At 55.1% G+C, this 17,507-nt stretch carries 9 protein-coding genes and 1 pseudogene; 7 read left to right on the forward strand and 3 right to left on the reverse strand.

The window, feature by feature from the left end:
- Window positions 1-691, forward strand: a pseudogene (locus tag ABX962_RS10600) (arylsulfatase); the annotation flags it as partial.
- 58 nt (window positions 692-749) lie between these two features.
- On the opposite strand, the gene ABX962_RS10605 reads toward ABX962_RS10600, so the two are convergent.
- Window positions 750-2,252: a sulfatase-like hydrolase/transferase gene (locus ABX962_RS10605; RefSeq protein WP_372719168.1), complete on the reverse strand. Its 1,503-nt coding sequence runs from the start codon at window positions 2,250-2,252 to the stop codon at window positions 750-752.
- 158 nt (window positions 2,253-2,410) lie between these two features.
- Here ABX962_RS10605 and ABX962_RS10610 point away from each other — a divergent pair, with 158 nt between their 5' ends.
- From ABX962_RS10610 to ABX962_RS10620, 3 genes are all read left to right on the forward strand, one after another.
- Window positions 2,411-4,066: an arylsulfatase gene (locus ABX962_RS10610; protein ID WP_372719170.1), complete on the forward strand. Its 1,656-nt coding sequence runs from the start codon at window positions 2,411-2,413 to the stop codon at window positions 4,064-4,066.
- Window positions 4,063-5,472 carry a sulfatase gene (locus ABX962_RS10615; protein WP_372719172.1) on the forward strand — a complete coding sequence of 470 codons (1,410 nt, stop codon included), beginning with the start codon at window positions 4,063-4,065 and terminating at the stop codon, window positions 5,470-5,472. The genes ABX962_RS10610 and ABX962_RS10615 overlap by 4 nt, the downstream gene beginning before the upstream one ends.
- A 121-nt stretch (window positions 5,473-5,593) precedes the next feature.
- Entirely contained in the window at window positions 5,594-8,857 is a 3,264-nt protein-coding gene (locus ABX962_RS10620; RefSeq protein WP_372719174.1) for a sulfatase-like hydrolase/transferase, read from the forward strand.
- Window positions 8,858-8,899: 42 nt separating this feature from the next.
- On the opposite strand, the gene ABX962_RS10625 is transcribed toward ABX962_RS10620, so the two are convergent.
- Complete coding sequence (locus ABX962_RS10625; protein WP_372719176.1) at window positions 8,900-10,501, reverse strand: aspartate aminotransferase family protein; 1,602 nt, start codon at window positions 10,499-10,501, stop codon at window positions 8,900-8,902.
- Between the two features lie 249 nt (window positions 10,502-10,750).
- Window positions 10,751-11,905, reverse strand: coding sequence for a XylR family transcriptional regulator (locus ABX962_RS10630; protein ID WP_372719177.1), 1,155 nt, complete (start codon window positions 11,903-11,905; stop codon window positions 10,751-10,753).
- A 237-nt stretch (window positions 11,906-12,142) separates the two neighbouring features.
- On the opposite strand from ABX962_RS10630, the gene xylA reads away from it, so the two are divergent.
- The 3 genes from xylA to ABX962_RS10645 all read left to right on the forward strand — a co-directional run.
- A complete protein-coding gene (gene xylA, locus ABX962_RS10635; protein WP_372719179.1) occupies window positions 12,143-13,459 on the forward strand; it encodes a xylose isomerase in 1,317 nt (438 codons plus the stop codon).
- A 452-nt stretch (window positions 13,460-13,911) separates the two neighbouring features.
- Window positions 13,912-17,073, forward strand: coding sequence for a PSD1 and planctomycete cytochrome C domain-containing protein (locus tag ABX962_RS10640; RefSeq protein WP_372719181.1), 3,162 nt, complete (start codon window positions 13,912-13,914; stop codon window positions 17,071-17,073).
- 78 nt (window positions 17,074-17,151) lie between these two features.
- Window positions 17,152-17,507 (forward strand): DUF1501 domain-containing protein (locus ABX962_RS10645; RefSeq protein ID WP_372719183.1); only part of this gene is annotated, 356 nt, incomplete at its 3' end.

Consider the following 17,507-nt stretch of genomic DNA (forward strand, 5'->3'; position numbering starts at 1 on the left):
GGAACTGTATAACGTCGCCGAGGATCGATGTGAGCTGAATAACCTAGCCGACCAGCAGCCCGAACGGCTAAACCAAATGATTGCGATGTGGCACGAGATGGCCGAGAACGTCGTGCACGCTCCGGCCAAAGCACGTGCGCCCGTCAAGGAAGCTTCGTTGCCGCATCGCCATCGCGAGTGGACAAACTTTGCCGCAGAAACGCTCGCCGAGTACCAAAAGAAAAAGCAAGCGAACGCCGGTTCCACCAATAAGGGTAAGTCCGCAAACTTGCAATCTACGAATTACATCCGCGCTCGTAAAAATACGACTTTAAGCGTCGCGGGAAACGAATTGCGTTTGCGGTTCACGGGTGACGATCCCGGAATCGCGATGGACTTGCGAAACAAGCAACTTCCCAATGGCCCCTACCAAATTACGTTTCGGTTGATGGTCGATGCGCAGCCAAACAATACTTCCGAAGGCGAAATTTTTTACACCACCGACGCCCGAACTACTTTGCCAAGAGGCAGCAACGTTCGGTTTGCGGTTGAACCGAGCAAAGAATGGCAAACGATTCGCATCAACATCGCTGAAGCGAAGCGACTTCATCAGCTACGTATTGATATAACCGACGGTCCTGGATCCGCGACCATCGCTGACTTACAACTGCTCGGCTCCGACGGCAAGACGCTGTCACATTGGCCCCAATAAGAAGCAATGGCAACCTCGTGGCTCGCTAACACCCCATCCGAAAATCGAGAACGAGTGATCAGTCCGATTTAACGTCAGATATTGTCGCCGTGACCCTTTCACCGAAATAGTATTTATACCAGCCGACCTCTTGAACATTCAGTGGTGCCGAGGGCAGCCCCGGCGGCTCGAGTTCACTCGTCCAACTTTCCAGTTTGTCACGCAGGAATTTTGCCCGGCCACGTCGGCTGTGGATCAGGTTGCGTTGCTCTTCTTTGTCATCGCGGATGTTGAAGAGCAGTTCACGTCCATCGCCAGTGAGAATGTATTTCCAGTCTCCGCCGCGAACCGCTCCCTGGTTCCAGAATCGCCAGTACAGGTCACGCTGTGGCTGCTGAGATTCGATTCCTGAGAGCCAAGGAACGAGGTCAACTCCATCGAGATTTGAAGTTGAATCCACGTTTACTCCCGCCGCTGCCAATGCCGACGCCGTCATGTCCAGACTGATAACGGGTTCACGGACGATCTTTCCTTGGGGAAGTTTCGCTGGCCACGACCAGATCATTGGGACACGGATACCTCCTTCGGCGACCATTCCTTTTTCGCCACGGAGGGGATCGTTGCGGGAACCATCCCACGCCGGGCCAGGCTTTCCGACAGGCAGGATGTCGGCCATCAATTCCCCGGTGTGTGCCCCCAGCGGAGCACCGTTGTCGCTGGCGAACATCACGAATGTGTTGTCGGCAATCCCTTGATCTTGAAGCAACTTCATGATGCGACCAACACCCTCGTCAACCGCACTGATCATTGCGAGACCGGTTCGGCGACGCTCGGGCATTTCCCCCGGGAACCTTTGCAGATACCTCTCGCTCGCCTCTAAAGGAACATGCGGTGCATAGTGAGCGAGGTACAAAAAGAACGGCTTGTCGGCGTTGCGCCGGATAAATGCCAGCCCGGCGTCAGTTTGAACGTCGACACGAAAGCGATCATCGTGGACTGTTTCGCCGGTCGGATTCAGACTTTTGCCGCGGAGGTCAAAGTTGGCCCAGTACGGGTTGAGTTCCCCCTGAAAAAATTCATCGAAGCCGCGCGACTGTGGCCAGTATGGCATCGACAAATCGCGACGAACGAGCACTCGATTGCCTTGAATGCCATCAGGTTGGTGTTGCTTTGCCCATTTCAAACAGACTGCGTTCGGTTCCAGGTGCCATTTGCCGACCATACCGGTGGCGTACCCGACTTCTCTTAAACGCTCGGCGAGAGTCAGTTGATCCAACGGCAACGGGCCGTCTGGGATCGTATCGAACCCAAAACGTTGTTGATAACGACCGGTCATCAGCCCGGCACGTGATGGCGAACACTGCGGCGCGGTAATATAGGCGTCCGCGAACATCACCCCCTGTTGCGACAAGGCATCCAAATGCGGCGTCTTCACATCCGACCGATTGCCCATTGCGCTGAGATCACCATAGCCCCAATCGTCAGCAAAAATGAAGATCAAGTTTGGCCGGGTCGCGTCATCGGCACAAAGGATACCAGGCAAACAGACGAGCGTTGCAGCACAAAAGATTAATGAGCGCATGTGGAATATATTCATAGTCTATGGATGGAAGTGCTGATCGTATTCAATTTCACTCGGACCCGCGATACAGCAGAAGCACCCTTTTTTGATTGATTTTCCGAACCGTTGCAGGTAAACACGAGTCTTCCCCCCGTCTCCCCAAAATTGTGCACTCCCCCATGAAGCCCCCTTTCCTATTAGCGCTGTCGATTGCAACGCTTACCTCCACGTTTGCTTCCGCGGCCGAGCGTCCCAACATTGTTGTCATCATGGTGGATGACATGGGCATTTCGGACATCGGACCGTATGGCAGCGAGATCCCTACGCCTCACCTTGATGCACTAGCCGAAAATGGAGTGCGATTTTCGCAGTTCTATAACACCGGGCGATGTTGCCCGACACGTGCATCGCTGTTGACCGGATTGTATTCGCACCAGGCCGGAATCGGCTGGATGACGACCGACCAAGGCGTCCCCGGTTACCGGGGACGGCTGAACGACCAATGCGTCACGATCGCCGAAGTGCTTCGCCAAGCCGGCTACTTCACCGCGATGACGGGCAAATGGCATGTCGGTGCGAATCATGGCGTCAACCCGTGGGGCCGAGGCTTTGACCGCAGTTTGAACTTGGCGGCAGGCGGTGTCCATTTCTCGAACCAGACTGGTAGCAAAGGAGGTGCAAATCTGTTCCTCAACGGGGAAACGATTTCGTCGGAGGATCCGCGACTGAACCCACCGTGGTATGGCAGCGACCTGTGGACCGAACAAGGACTGAAGTTCGTTGACGAAGCGATCGAGGCCGAAAAGCCATTCTTTTGGTACCTGGCACATGTCGCTCCGCATTTTCCATGCATGGCACCCGAGGAGACCATCGCCAAGTATCGCGGTAAATTTATGGCGGGATGGGACAAGTTGCGGGAACAGCGTTATGCGAAACAGATCGAACTGGGGTTGATCGACAAAAACTGGAAACTCGAACCGCGTCCCGAGGAAATTCCCGCCTGGGATTCGCTCTCGGCCGACGAGCAAAAACGTTACGACGACATGATGGCGATCTACGCCGCGATGATCGAAGAGGTCGACAAGAACATCGGCAAATTGGTCGACGCACTGCGTCAACGAAAACAACTCGACAACACGTTGATCCTGTTTCTGTCCGACAACGGAGGCAACGCCGAAGCAGGCATCTCTGGGAAATACAATGGCGAAAACCCTGGCGACCCTCACTCGGATGTGTTCATCGGCCGCTGCTGGGCTCATTTGAACAACACGCCGTTTCGCAAATACAAGCACTACAATCACGAAGGCGGCACATCGAGTCCGTTGATTGCGCATTGGCCGGCGGCGATCGAACCACGCACCGGCCCCGAGGCTTGGATTGAAAAACCGACGCATCTGATTGACATCATGGCAACCTGCGTCGATCTCGGCGGAGCGAATTACCCTGATCAATTCAAGGGGAATGCGATCGTGCCGATGCAGGGGCAAAGCATGAAGCCGCTGCTCATCGGAAGCGGTGACTTTGCCGAGCGTCCGTTGTACTGGGAACACGAAGGAAACGCGGCAATTCGCGTGGGAGATCGTAAACTGGTTCGCCAAGGCGTCAAGGGCGAGTGGGAACTGTTTGACATGAAGGCGGACCGCACCGAGCAGCGCAATCTGGCGAGCCAACATCCGGAACAAGCCGAAGCGATGGCGAAACAGTGGCGAGAATGGGCCAAGAACGCCAATGTGTTGCCAAGGCCTGCGACGAAAGGAAAGCTGAAAGACAAAAAGCAGCGAGGCAAAGCGGGACAGAACAAAGCCAAACAAGCGGGCGAGGGGGCGAAAAAATGACGAGTCGTCTAACACGAAGTTACTCTTCTGCCATTGCCATCACGCTGTTGATTGCTTGCACCGTGTCGGCAGCGGACAAACCAAACATGGTCATTTTCTTTGCCGACGATCATGGCTGGAAAGACAGTTCGGTTTACGGCAGCCCATCAGCGAAGACGCCGAACATGCAAGCGTTGGCGGATCAGGGAATGGTGTTTGAGCGTGCCTTTGTTGCTTCGCCTGCATGCGGCCCCAGTCGTGCGGCGCTGCTCAGTGGATTGATGCCAGCACGCAACGGTGCCGAACCGAATCATCAAATGCCGCGACCCGGCACGCTTTCGATGGTCAATCAGTTGCAACGCGAAGGCTACGAAGTGGTCGCGTTTGGCAAAGTGGGACATGGCAAGGAAACCGAAATGGCGGGATTTGATCACGCCCAGGATTATCCCAAAGGCCGTAATCGCGACGGCATCAAGCGACTGGTTCGCGATTACTTTTCCAAACGCAAATCGGATCAACCACTGTGCTTGATGGTCGGCGACCATCGGCCGCATGTGTCATGGATCAAAGAAACATCGTACAAGGCGGACGACGTTGCACTGCCCGTCGGTTCGGTCGATACACCCGAGACTCGCCAGCACTGGGCCCGCTATCTTGCCGACGTGACCGGGATGGATGCCATGATTGGTGAAGTCGACCGCATGGCGAAGTCCTATTTCGGAAATGACGACTACTTGTTTCTGTACAGCGCCGACCATGGGGCTCAGTGGCCCTTTGGCAAATGGAATCTTTATGACACCGGCACTCGCACGCCACTGATTGTTCGCTGGCCCGGACTCGTCGCTTCCGGCGTTCGCAGCGACGCCATGGTGAGCTGGATCGATCTAATGCCCACGCTGATTGAAATCGCTGGCGGCACGGTGCCCGACGGCATTGATGGCCGATCGTTTGCCGACGTGCTGCGGGGCAAACGGAATTCGCATCGCGATGTCATCTACACCACTCACAGTGGTGACGGCAATCGAAACGTTTACCCGATCCGCGCCGTTCGCAACGATCGATTCAAGTACATCCGCAACCTGCGTCCGGATTGCTACCACTCGAACCATTCGGATATCGACCGCAAAGACGGCGCCGGTGCTTATTGGGATTCGTGGGACGAAGCGGCGAGGAAAGGTCCCAAGGCGGCCGCGATCGTGGCGAAATACTATCAGCGTCCTGCCGTCGAGTTTTATGATTTGGCAAACGATCCCGATGAACAACACAACTTGGCCGACGACCCGACGTTCGCAGATCAAATCAACAAGATGTCCGTGATGCTGGACGATTGGATGGTGCAGCAGGGCGACGCTCAACAGGTTTTCAATACGCCGTATCCAATCACGGGTCCAAGACCGGTCGAGGTGCTGGCAGGACCGAAACGCTAAGCAGGCGTTGCCTTGCGGCGATTCAGTAAAGACATCGCACTCGATTCCGAATGTACCGATCCCTCCTCTCGCCGTTATCCCCAGAACAACACACGTTTATTCCAAAACATATCAAATGCAAATGACTTACCTACTTCAGCGACTCACCGCCATCGCGGCTGTCATGTTGTCAACATGGGCGACGGCTGCCGAACGCCCCAACATCCTAGTGATCCTGGCGGATGATTTAGGTTACTCGGATTTGGGTTGCTACGGAGGCGAGATCCCCACCCCCAACATCGATTCTCTCGCCGCGGATGGTGCACGATTGACTCAAGTCTACAACTCGGCCCGCTGTTGCCCGACGCGAGCGTCGCTGATGACCGGGTTGTATCCATCGCAAACCGGCATCGGAGACTTCACCACGGGTCGGCCCGACGCCAAGCGAGGCCCTGGGTACATCGGCCGGCTAAACGATCAATGTGCGACGCTCGCCGAGGTCCTGAAACCTGCCGGATACGGTTGCTATTACGTTGGCAAATGGCACCTGCATCCCGAAACAGGACCGATCCGGCGTGGATTTGACGAGTTCTATGGTTACACCGACGACCACTCGCATGACCAATACGATGCGGACTATTACATCCGATTGCCGGAGGGACGTAAAAAGGAGATCAATCCTCCGGCGGACGAATTTTACGCGACCGATGTGTTTAACGAGTACGCGTTGAACTTTATTCGCAAGGGACAGAACAGCGAAAAACCTTGGTTCTTGTTTCTGGGACATTCTTCCCCCCACTTTCCGGTGCAAGCTCCGGCGGAACGAGCCGACAAGTACGACGCAATCTATCAACGCGGCTGGGATGTGCTGCGAGAGGAGCGGTTCGAGCGGATGCAGAAACTGGGTTTGGTCGACGGCGATCGCTGGAAACTGAGTCCACGCAGTCTCGTCCCGGTCGACCGCGATGACATCGCCAATGGTTTTTCGGGCCAGCAAAATCCTGCCTGGGACTCGCTTGACAAAGACCGCCAACTTGACCTCGCGCGCCGGATGTCGGTGTTTGCCGCGATGGTCGAAGGAGTCGACAAGGGTGTCGGCCAGATCATCGAACACTTGAAACAAACCGACGACCTGGAGAACACGCTGATTTTGTTTCTCAGTGACAACGGGGCTTGCTATGAATGGGGCCCGTTCGGCTTTGACGGAAAATCGCGACTCGGCACAACCACACTTCGTACCGGTGATGCATTGCGAGAAATTGGTGGGCGAGGCACGCATCAGTCCTACGGCAGCGGATGGGCCAACCTCGGCAACACCCCGTTTCGGCTTTACAAACACTTTACCAACGAAGGTGGCATCAGTTCCCCCTTCATCGCCCATTGGCCTAAGGGAATTGGCAAATCCGATGACTGGATTCGTGACCCGGCACATGTGATGGACGTGATGCCAACGTTGATGGAAGCCGCCGGCGCGACGTACCCGGAAACACTCAACGGCGACGCAATCACGCCGCTCGAAGGCACAAGTCTGCTGTCGGCGATGCGAGGTGAATCGCTGCCCGAACGCACGATCGGGTTTGATCACCAAGCGGCACATGCATTGCGAAAAGGCGACTGGAAAGCGGTCTACGCCAAACGCATGCCCGACGAATTGAAGTGGGAACTTTACAACCTTGCCGAGGACCGCAGCGAATTAAACGACTTGGCGGAAAAGGAACCTGAACGCACCCGATCGATGGTAGCCCAGTGGGAAGAATGGGCACGCCGCGTTGGAGTGATCTGGGAACCTCAGCCATCGGATGGTGGCGTTGCAACCAAGGCAGTGCAGTCGCCTGCGATCGCGAATCGACGCATTAAGATCGAAGCCGTGGTCAAGGCTGACAATCCCAACGGCGTCGTGATCGCTCAAGGAGGCAACCAACATGGATACGCATTGCACTTCATCGATGGACTACCCGCGTTTGATGTCCGAGTCAACGGCGAAGTCACGCGATTGATCGCGACCGAAAAAGTGAGCGGCGAGATCAAACTGCAGGCCATCTTTTCGGACGACTCGATGCAGCTAGCGGTCAACGATCAACCGCCACTTCGTCGCCCCTCGCCTGGCTTTATTCCAACTCAGCCGCTGGACGCACTGAATGTTGGCTTTGACGACCGAACCGCCGCAGGCGACTACTCGGCGCCGAATCAGTTCAACGGAAAAGTGATCGATCATAAAGTGAACACAACAAAGGCGAAGGAGAAGGAACAATCACACAAAGCGACAACTGCCGATGACTTCCCGGCGTCCGCATTCATCCAGCAAAAAACGGATCGAAAACCAGGACCGGTGATGGACGCCGCAGCGATTCGGGCTGGCCTGAAGTCCCATGACCGGGCGCTACACATCAAATCGGGCTGGATCCGCGATCCGTACATCACGCTCGGGCCCGACGACTACTATTACTTGACCGGAACACAGCCCAACGAGGGCGATCCACGCGAGGCGGCGGATCCCTATAACATCGGTCTTGGCGACGACAGCATCGTTGGCGGTCAGGTGCGAGTCTACCGCAGCAAAGACTTGATCCAATGGGAATCACTCGGGCCGATTTTCACGACCGAGGACACATTGGCCGCGACGAAGCAGAGCCACAAACCGAAACACATTTGGGCTCCTGAAATTCACTGGCTTGGTGACCGCTGGGCATTGGTGCATTGCCCGAAACAGGTTTCCAGCCTCGCGACGACCGCGGGCAAAGAACTCGCAGGCCCATGGATGCATCCAATGGCCGGCGGCATGGGCCCTCGTCATGATCCGTCGCTGTTTACCGACGATGATGGAACGATCTACCTGCTTTGGCAAAACACGATGATTGCTCCCTTGAGCAAGGATCTGAGCCGCTACGCCGGCGATCCCGTGCGGATTGATCCGGCGGGAAGCCGCCCAGGGCCCGACGGTAAACCGATCAGCCGCATCGGTCACGAGGGCGCCACAATGATCAAAGTCGGCGGCAAATACGTGCACCTGGGGACAGCATGGTCTACCGACCAAGGCCGCCGAGGTTCATACAACCTATACTACAGTGTCGCTGACGAGATCACCGGCCCCTACGGCCCACGCAAATTCGCCGGCCGCTTCCTCGGACACGGCACCCCGTTTCAAGACAAACAGGGCCGGTGGTGGTGCACCGCGTTTTTCAACGGCAATGTTCCTCCGCTATCGCGAGCCGGAATTGAAACCCGCGACATCGGCGACAACGCGAAAACGATCAATGAGCAAGGTGTCACGATTGTGCCGCTGGAGGTCCGAATTTTGGATGATGGAGGAATCTTCATTCGCGCCAAAGACCCCGCCTATCGAAACCCAGGCCCGGATGAAGCACAAAGGTTCGAGATCGCCGAACCATTCGAAACCGTCGACTGAATCACCAGCAGGCGAATTTTGCCGAGCGTGAATGCAATCAAATCAGACAAGATCTTTGATACTTGCGACTAGACGGTCGATCACTTCGTCGTCGGTTTTTGGATTAAAGATCACGGCTTTCCAAGCGGGCAACTGGATTCCATGAGGACAGTAACCGATTGACGTCGTGAAGCTCAACCTTGCATCGACGGCGGGATCAAGCGTGGCTGCGCGTTTGTTGTAGAGTCGCTTGATTTCCCCAAAATACTGCGTCTGCTCTTCGACCGACATGTTCCCCTCTTCGAGTTGCTTGAACAACTCTTTCGCGTTGCGTCCTCGTGGCAACACCCACCAACACACACTGGGGCCAAGCGTATTGAGGTTCAGCACTTTGCAGAAATCGAGCTCTTCGATCCGCTTTTTTAACTGGTTTGCTTTTTCGATCGCATTGGCCACTAAACAGCGGTAACCGTTCAGCCCGATGCCGTTAAGCGACGCCATCACGGCGTAGGGTCCAATCCCAGGCCGCGAGCACTCCAGCGTAAACAGCGCGGGATCATGACGAAAATCGGCTTCGGAAAAATAGGGGATCTCTTCGAGCGTTCGAGTCAGGTGCAGCAAGTCGTCGCGATGACGGACGATGAAGGCGCTCGACGGATAGTGCCCCCACCCCATTTTGTGAAAGTCGAGGGTGACCGAATCGGCATAGCGAAATCCGACGGTCGCTTGCTGGGTGCGTTGGATCAATTCCAACGTTTCCGCATTCGCTCCGAGCAGGTTGGTTTGGATATTATATTCGGTTAAAAAGCAACTGATCCAACCGACCGCGGCGTCCACGTGCAGATGGGCGGGCGTGACGCCATATTGCTGCGATTTGCGATCGATGATCTGCTTGATCGATTGAATGTCATCAATCCCGAAGGCATCGGTGGTGCCGAAGGTGGCGATGACGAAGGCAACCTTGACATCCTTTGAATACAGTTCGTCGAGTTTTTGCTCCAATCGATCCAATCGCATCGACATATTTTCATCGGTCGGAATCGAATGCAGATTCTTGACGCCGATACCTAACCAACCGGCCAAGGTGGCGTTGGAATAATGCCCCGCCTCGGAAACCAACCCCGCTAATTTTTTGTCGCCGAGCCCATTTTGCATCGTGCCGGGGGCGACTTTTTCAATCCCGATCTTGCCACCATACAGATTTGAAATCGTGCCTCCGATCGTAAACACACCCCAAGGCGACTCGGTGTGATAGAAGATCAAATTCGCAAGCGCCGTAATCGACTTGACTTCTAATTCATTGGATCGCAAACAATACGTATCGACACAGAGATTGGGGTTTTTCAGTAGCGCCGCGATCGATCCAATTAACGAGGCAAAGTTGGGTGGCCCTTTGACGTTTTCGAGATGCAGCTTTGACTGCCAACTATCGGTCCCCCAGTAGAATGGAAAGATGGCATCCCGCGCATCTTTGAGATTCCCCGGCAAGGTATGAATCTCGGGGTTTGCTTGAGCCGTTTCGTAGTTGCGTGACATCAATCGGCCTGGCGGCATCGACTGTTCGGCTTCGAGTGCCGATAACATTTCGCCAAATATTTGCATCAGATCGTCTCGTCGACATGTAAAAAACATATCGACTAAATCTTGCAGCTTCTTTGCGTCCATCGTGCATCCCTCGACTGATGAATTCAATCATTACCTTAAGCAGGCGGTCGGAATTGATTGGGGGGAAGGGTGAATTCCTATAGGCCAAAACGGCTCATAAACCGAACGACACTTGCCGATCTGCTGAAAGAGCGATTCAAACGCCCTGGCTGGCATGATAGTTCTGCTCTTCCTCTTTCAACAGGAGTCGCTACGTTTCAAAAGCGGTTGATGCCGGGATGGCTGAAAAACGCAACTTCGTGAACCGCCTTAGGTCTTACATTCGGCACGAAACTCGGTTGGAGTCGTTCCTGTTTCGCGTTTGAAGACAGCGGCCATGTATTCGGCGTACTCAAAACCGGCACGCTGGGCGATTTCATGAATGGACAGCTCGGTTTCGCGTAGCAATACCTTGATGCGATCCATTCGCACACGCATGATTTCTTCGTGCGGGGTATGGCCAATCAATCGCATGAATCGATGTTCTAGTGCCCGCCGCGAAAGCGAGACGTGACGCAGGATGTCGGTGACACGAATATTGGCAAGGGCGTGGCGTCGGATAAAACTGAGCGCCCGAGCGACCTCGACGTCTTCGATCGCCAGTGTATCGGTCGATTGGCGGACGCGAATCCCCAGCGGCTGTGTGATCAGTCGCTGGCGGGGGGACACTGACTCGCCTTGCATCATCCGGTCCAGCAGCTCGGCGGCCTCGTAGCCGGTGGACTTTGTGTCGGGAATCACGCTGGAGAGGTTCGGTTCGGCCAACTCACAAATCAAACGATCGTCGTCGACGCCTAAGACCGCGATCTCTTCGGGCACCGCGATTTCAAGCTCGCGACAAACATCCAATACCTGCTGCGCTTGAAAGTCGTAACAGGCCATAATCGCGGCCGGCCGTGGCAGTTGATTCAGCCACGCCGCGATCGCTCGCTTCTCGGCATCCCAGCTAAAGCTGGAATCATAGCGAGGCGTCATCTGGTGCTCGTGATAGGAGCATCCCGCCGCGATGGTCATTCGCTTGAAATGATCACGCCGGAGGTTGGACCATTCAAATCCGGGATCGCCACAGTAGGCAAGCTGCGTAAAACCGCGTTCGGTGAAATGTTGTACTCCTAAACGCGAGATCGCCTCGTCATCGGTATCGGCCCAGGGAATGCCTTTGACGTGCCGCGCCGCACTGAGATCGACGATCGGAAGTCCAAATTTTCTCAGACGACGGCCGATCGTGTCGGTTTCGATGCGGGCGATGATTCCGTCCCCCCGCCATGACTGCAACCATGCCGGCGGAGCCGCCCCTCGCTCTTGTTCGGTCAGGTGAATGGACCAATTTGCATGGTGTTTTGCATACGCAATGATCCCATCCAACAATCCGCGGCAATAGCCGTTGGACGTCTCAATCAACAGTGCAACGGATCGCCGCGTCATCCAATCTCCCTAAACCGAAGCCAAAACAACATGTGAAATATCTCTGAATGATTGCAAAAAGTCTACTGGATCGATGCAACATTGCCAGAGAAAATACGCCATAGCCCGGGACTTGAAGGGATGTAATCGGCCATCGACTGGGGTGGCAACGTGTATACTCTCAAGCAATTCACCGAGCGTGAAGTGTGAAATTTATCCGATACTCCATTCATTCGATTTAACAAGGCGAGCCTACCTGTGAGTGCATTTCCTGAAGTTTCCAAGATCAAGTACGAAGGCCCCGATTCGGACAACCCACTCGCGTTTCGTTGGTACAATCCTGACGAAGTGGTCGCGGGCAAGACGATGAAGGATCACTTGCGTTTCACCGTCACGTATTGGCATACATTTCGAGGCACCGGTAGCGACCCCTTTGGCGGCGGAACGATGCAACGGCCTTGGGACGACGGCAGCGAATCGGTCGAAAACGCATGCAACCGCGCTCGAGCGGCATTCGAGTTCTTTGAAAAACTCGATGCTCCGTTTTATGCGTTTCACGACCGTGACGTGGCTCCCGAAGGCGCGTCACTCAAAGAATCCAACGCAAACTTTGACGCCGTTGCCAAAGTGCTCGGCGAAGAACAGCAGCGAACCGGTGTCAAATTGCTGTGGGGCACCGCCAACATGTTCAGCAACCCCCGCTTCATGCACGGTGCGGCAACGACCTGTAACGTCGAAGTGTTCGCCTATGCTGCGGCTCAAGTGAAGAAAGCGATGGAAGTCACCAAGGAACTCGGTGGCGAAAACTATGTGTTCTGGGGTGGTCGCGAAGGCTACCAGTGCCTGTACAACACCGACATGAAACGCGAACTCGATCACCTCGCGCGCTTCTTTCACATGGCTGTCGACTACGCGAAAGAAATCGGCTTTAAAGGCCAATTCTTGATCGAACCGAAACCGAAAGAGCCGACCAAGCATCAGTACGATTCGGATGCCGCAGCCTGCTTGAACTTCCTGCGTGCTTACGATCTGACCGATCACTTCAAACTGAACATCGAAACCAATCATGCGACCTTGGCGGGTCACGAAATGATGCATGAACTCGAGTACGCCGGGATGCAAGGTGCACTCGGATCGATCGATGCGAATACCGGCGACTTGCTGTTGGGCTGGGACACCGACCAATTTGCAACCAACTACTACCTGACGACTCAGACCATGTTGGTGCTGCTGAAGTACGGTTTGGCGCCCGGCGGAGTAAACTTTGACGCAAAAGTCCGCCGCGAAAGTTTTGAACCAATCGACCTTTTTTACGCCCACATCGGCAGCATGGACGCGTTCGCTCGCGGTTTGAAAGTGGCAGCGAACCTCATCGAAGAGGGGGCCCTAAGCAACTTGGTCGACCAGCGATATAGCAGCTGGGACGGCGAATTAGGGAAGAAAATCGAATCGGGTAACACAACCTTCAGCGAGCTCGAAACGCTGATGCTCGAAAAAGGCGAAGCCGCAGCGAACACGAGCGGACGCCAAGAATTGCTGGAAAATATCTTCAACCGCTACTTGGACAAAAAGTAATTTTCCTCGGTGAATTGCCAGCCTGTGGATCACAACTCCGCAGGCTGGTTGTCAATAGCAAGAGTCAAAATCGCTCGCTGGCTGCTCGCTTTTCAACACGAGCAAGCGTGACAAAATATTGCAATCCCCCCCTTCAGCCCCAGCGTCATCTTAACGTGGCTAGAAAGCGTCTTGGAGTTCGGAGCCGCGTCGATTAAAATCCAAGCGTTGTCCACAAGTCGACAGCAACGAAGAAGACCGTAACTTCGTGCCCTATTTCCGCAACCTCGCGTTCGTCCTAACGGATGGCAGGGTGAGACGGCAGGCAAATCAACAAGTCGCTGAGTCACATTCGCAATGGATGTGACCCCACCGTACAGTGACTTTGGCTGCGATACCGACTTGGCTGCAACTTGAATTGGCTGCCCCGTCGTATCGACGCCGCCAATTCCCTTCTTCATTCGGATTGAAACGTGAGCAGTCCCTTCTTGAATACGCCACTGCGTGTCTGTTTATTTGTGATCGCCACGATGAGTGGCACGTTATGCGTTTTGCATGGCGAAGAAACCATCGACTTCAGCGATCAAGTCAGCCCGATCCTGTCGGACAAGTGCTTTCATTGCCACGGTCCAGATGCCGAAAACCAGGACTCTGATTTCAGGGCCGACAACAAAGAAAACTTGTTTGCCGACTTGGGCGGTTACTTTGCCGTCGTCCCAGGCGATTTGGAATCGAGCGAATTGCACGCACGAATCCACAGCACCGACGACGGAGACCAGATGCCGCCGCCGGACAGCAATCGATCGCTGTCGGTAGAAGAAAAACGCATTCTCGATTTGTGGATCAAACAGGGTGCACCCTACGAAGGTCACTGGGCGTTTGAAATTCCACAAAAGCCCGAAGTTCCTGTCGACGGGATCACATCGGCCGAATCGCAAGCGGGCTGGGATGCGGCCACGATCGAGCGTTGGTCCTCGAACCCGATCGATGCCTTCGTCGGTCGACGATTGATTGAAGCGGAACTCCCTCCATCGCCCGAAGCGGATGTGCTGACTCAGCTGCGACGTGCTTCATTGACGTTGACCGGTCTGTTGCCCCCGAACGATCTTCAAGCGATGGTGCAAGCGAACCCGACCGACGAAACGTATCGCCAAGCCGTGGACCGCTTGCTTGATTCGATGGCGTATGCCGAACGTCAATCGCTTCGCTGGCTCGACGCCGCGCGGTATGCCGACACCGACGGGTATCAAAACGACAACGGCCGAACCAATTGGCCATGGCGAGACTGGGTCACCAAGGCCTTCTACGACAACATGCCTTTCGATCAGTTCACAATTGAGCAGTTAGCGGGCGACATGTTGCCCAATGCCACCGCGTCGCAGCGACTCGCAACAACGTTCAACCGGAACCATCGCCAGAACAGCGAAGGGGGAGCCCTGGCCGCAGAATTTTTAGTCGAAAACGTTATCGATCGCGTGGAAACCACCTCGACGGTTTGGATGGGATTGACGTTTGGCTGTGCGCGTTGTCACGACCACAAATACGACCCGCTAAGCCAGAAAGAATTCTTTCAACTCTACGGCTACTTCAACAACATTGGCGAACGAGGGATCGGCAAAGGCTTGGATGCGATGCCCACGATGAAGGTCATCTCGCCATTGCCACCGGTTCCCGACGAACTCGTCACTTCCTATCACAATGCCGAGCAAGCACGCATTGCCGCCCGTGTCGGGATCAGCCAACGCATGAACGCTTGGATCGTGGAAAGCGAACAACATTTACCCGAATCGCCCTACCAGCACTGGGGCGACGTCGCGATCCAAAACGCGACACTTCACGGTGACGGCAAACTTCGCATCAACGACGACAACACCGTTCAGTACTCATCCGCCGGGTCCGCCAGCGGCGTGACGTACGAAATCGAGTTCCACCCCACGGCAGCGTCAGCAGCAAACGCTGAATCCGACCATTTGGATATATTGCAGATCGAAGCCATCGTGGACGATTCTTTTACCAAACCAAATCAGTTGGCCCCGAGCTCCAACGGCAACTTTGTGCTGACCGATGTGAAGTTAGCGGTCGGAGGCAAACCTGTCGAAATTGCGTCCGCATCGGCGAGTCGCCAGCAACCCAACTACAGTCCCGACAATGTGCTTGATGACGATACGCGTTCGGGATGGGCCATCCACGGCAATCAAGCCGAAAACGTCCGCTTGATCCTCGAACTCAAAACCCCGATCAAGCCCCATTCGCAATCAACGATCAAGTTGTTACTGAGCTTTACGCAAGATTTCCCCAATCACTCGATTGGAAAATTGCGTCTGCAGACGGCGGTCAAGAATGCAACGACGGATGAAACGCCGATTATCTCGGATCAATCCATCGTTGCCATCCTGCGAAAACCCGAAAAGTCTCGCTCCCAGGACGACAAAAAGAAACTGTCCAGTTACTACGAGTCGATTGATCCGCCGTTGGTCGAGGCCGAAAGACGTTTCAAAGAAGCGGACAAGGCGTTGCAGGAAGCGGGCGTCCAAATGGCGACCACGATGGTGATGAAAGAACGCGACGATGATCCGTTGCCTGCTTACCTGCTGATGCGAGGCCAGTACGATGCACCGGACACGAGCGAAGTGCTATCGCGTGGCGTGCCCGTTGCTCTGTTGTCGTCAGCGGACGCATCACAGCCCGCCGACCGGCTCGAATTAGCAAAGTGGTTGGTCTCTCGTGAGCACCCGTTGACCGCTCGCGTGACCGTCAACCGCATCTGGCAAGACCATTTTGGAACAGGGTTGGTTTCCACCATCGAAGACTTTGGCCTACAAGGCGAAGTACCGTCTCATCCTGAGCTGTTGGATTGGTTGGCCGTCGAGTTCATCGAATCGGGATGGGATGTTAAAGCGATGCATCGGCTGATCGTCACGAGTGCAACGTACCGGCAATCCTCACGCAGCAGCGAAGCCATCGTCGCGGTCGATCCCAAAAATCGCCTGCTGGCACATGGCCCTCGTTACCGCGCCGATGGCTTTGTCATTCGCGACATTGCGTTACAAGCCAGCGGACTTCTTAATGAACAAGTGGGTGGGCCTTCGGTCAAACCGTATCAACCCGACGGACTTTGGGAATCGTTGGCTGCCAGTGCTGGAACCAAATACCGGGTCAGCAGCGGCAATGCGTTGTACCGCAAGAGCATGTACTCGTACTGGAAACGTGCGGTCAATCCACCGCGTCAAATTATCTTTGACGGAGGCGGTCGCGAGGTGTGCAACGTCCGAGTCCGTCGCACCAATACGCCACTGCAAGCATTGGTGTTGATGAACGACCCGACCTTCATCGAAGCGGCTCGAAAACTTTCCGAGCGAGCTCTGCGGATGCCGGAGCTTTCGGACGCCCAGCGAATCGAAGCGATCTATCAACTGGCGATTGCGAAGCCGATTTCGGACCGCTCGAGCAAAGTCTTACTCGATTCACTCACCTATTTCCGTCATCATTTCAAAACCAAGCCCGATGATGCGATCAAGCTGATCTCGACGGGAGCGTCACCCCGCGACGAAAGTCTCGACGGCGCTGAACATGCGGCATGGACCTCCGTCGCGCACTTAATTTTCAACCTCGATCAATTTGTTTCGGTTGAGTAAGGAACGATGAAGCAACTTTCATTCGTTCGAAAATTTCCCTAACACACTTCCCCACCCCCTCGTGGACTCGTGAAGACCATGCCTGCAGAGAATCAAAAGCCGAACCACGTTGCCGACGAAAGCCGATTGATGCTCACACGCCGGCATTTTTTTGGGCGAACCGCCTCGGGCATAGGCACCGCGGCACTCGCATCGATGTTGGGTAGCGAAGCTTGGGGTGCCGAAGCGACGCCGTCGGCATCCAATTTCCCGGCTCCCAACGGTGTGCTGAAGCAGTACCACACCCCGCCCAAAGCCAAACGAGTCATCTACCTGTTCCAAAGCGGTGCACCGTCGCAGCAAGAACTGTTCGACTCGAAACCGCTGCTCCGCGAACACGAAGGCAAAGAGCTGCGTGATTTCGTCGACATGAACCAGCGGGTCACTGGGATGAC

Origin of the sequence: Novipirellula sp. (genome assembly GCF_041583735.1) — a bacterium.
Classification (GTDB): domain Bacteria; phylum Planctomycetota; class Planctomycetia; order Pirellulales; family Pirellulaceae; genus Novipirellula.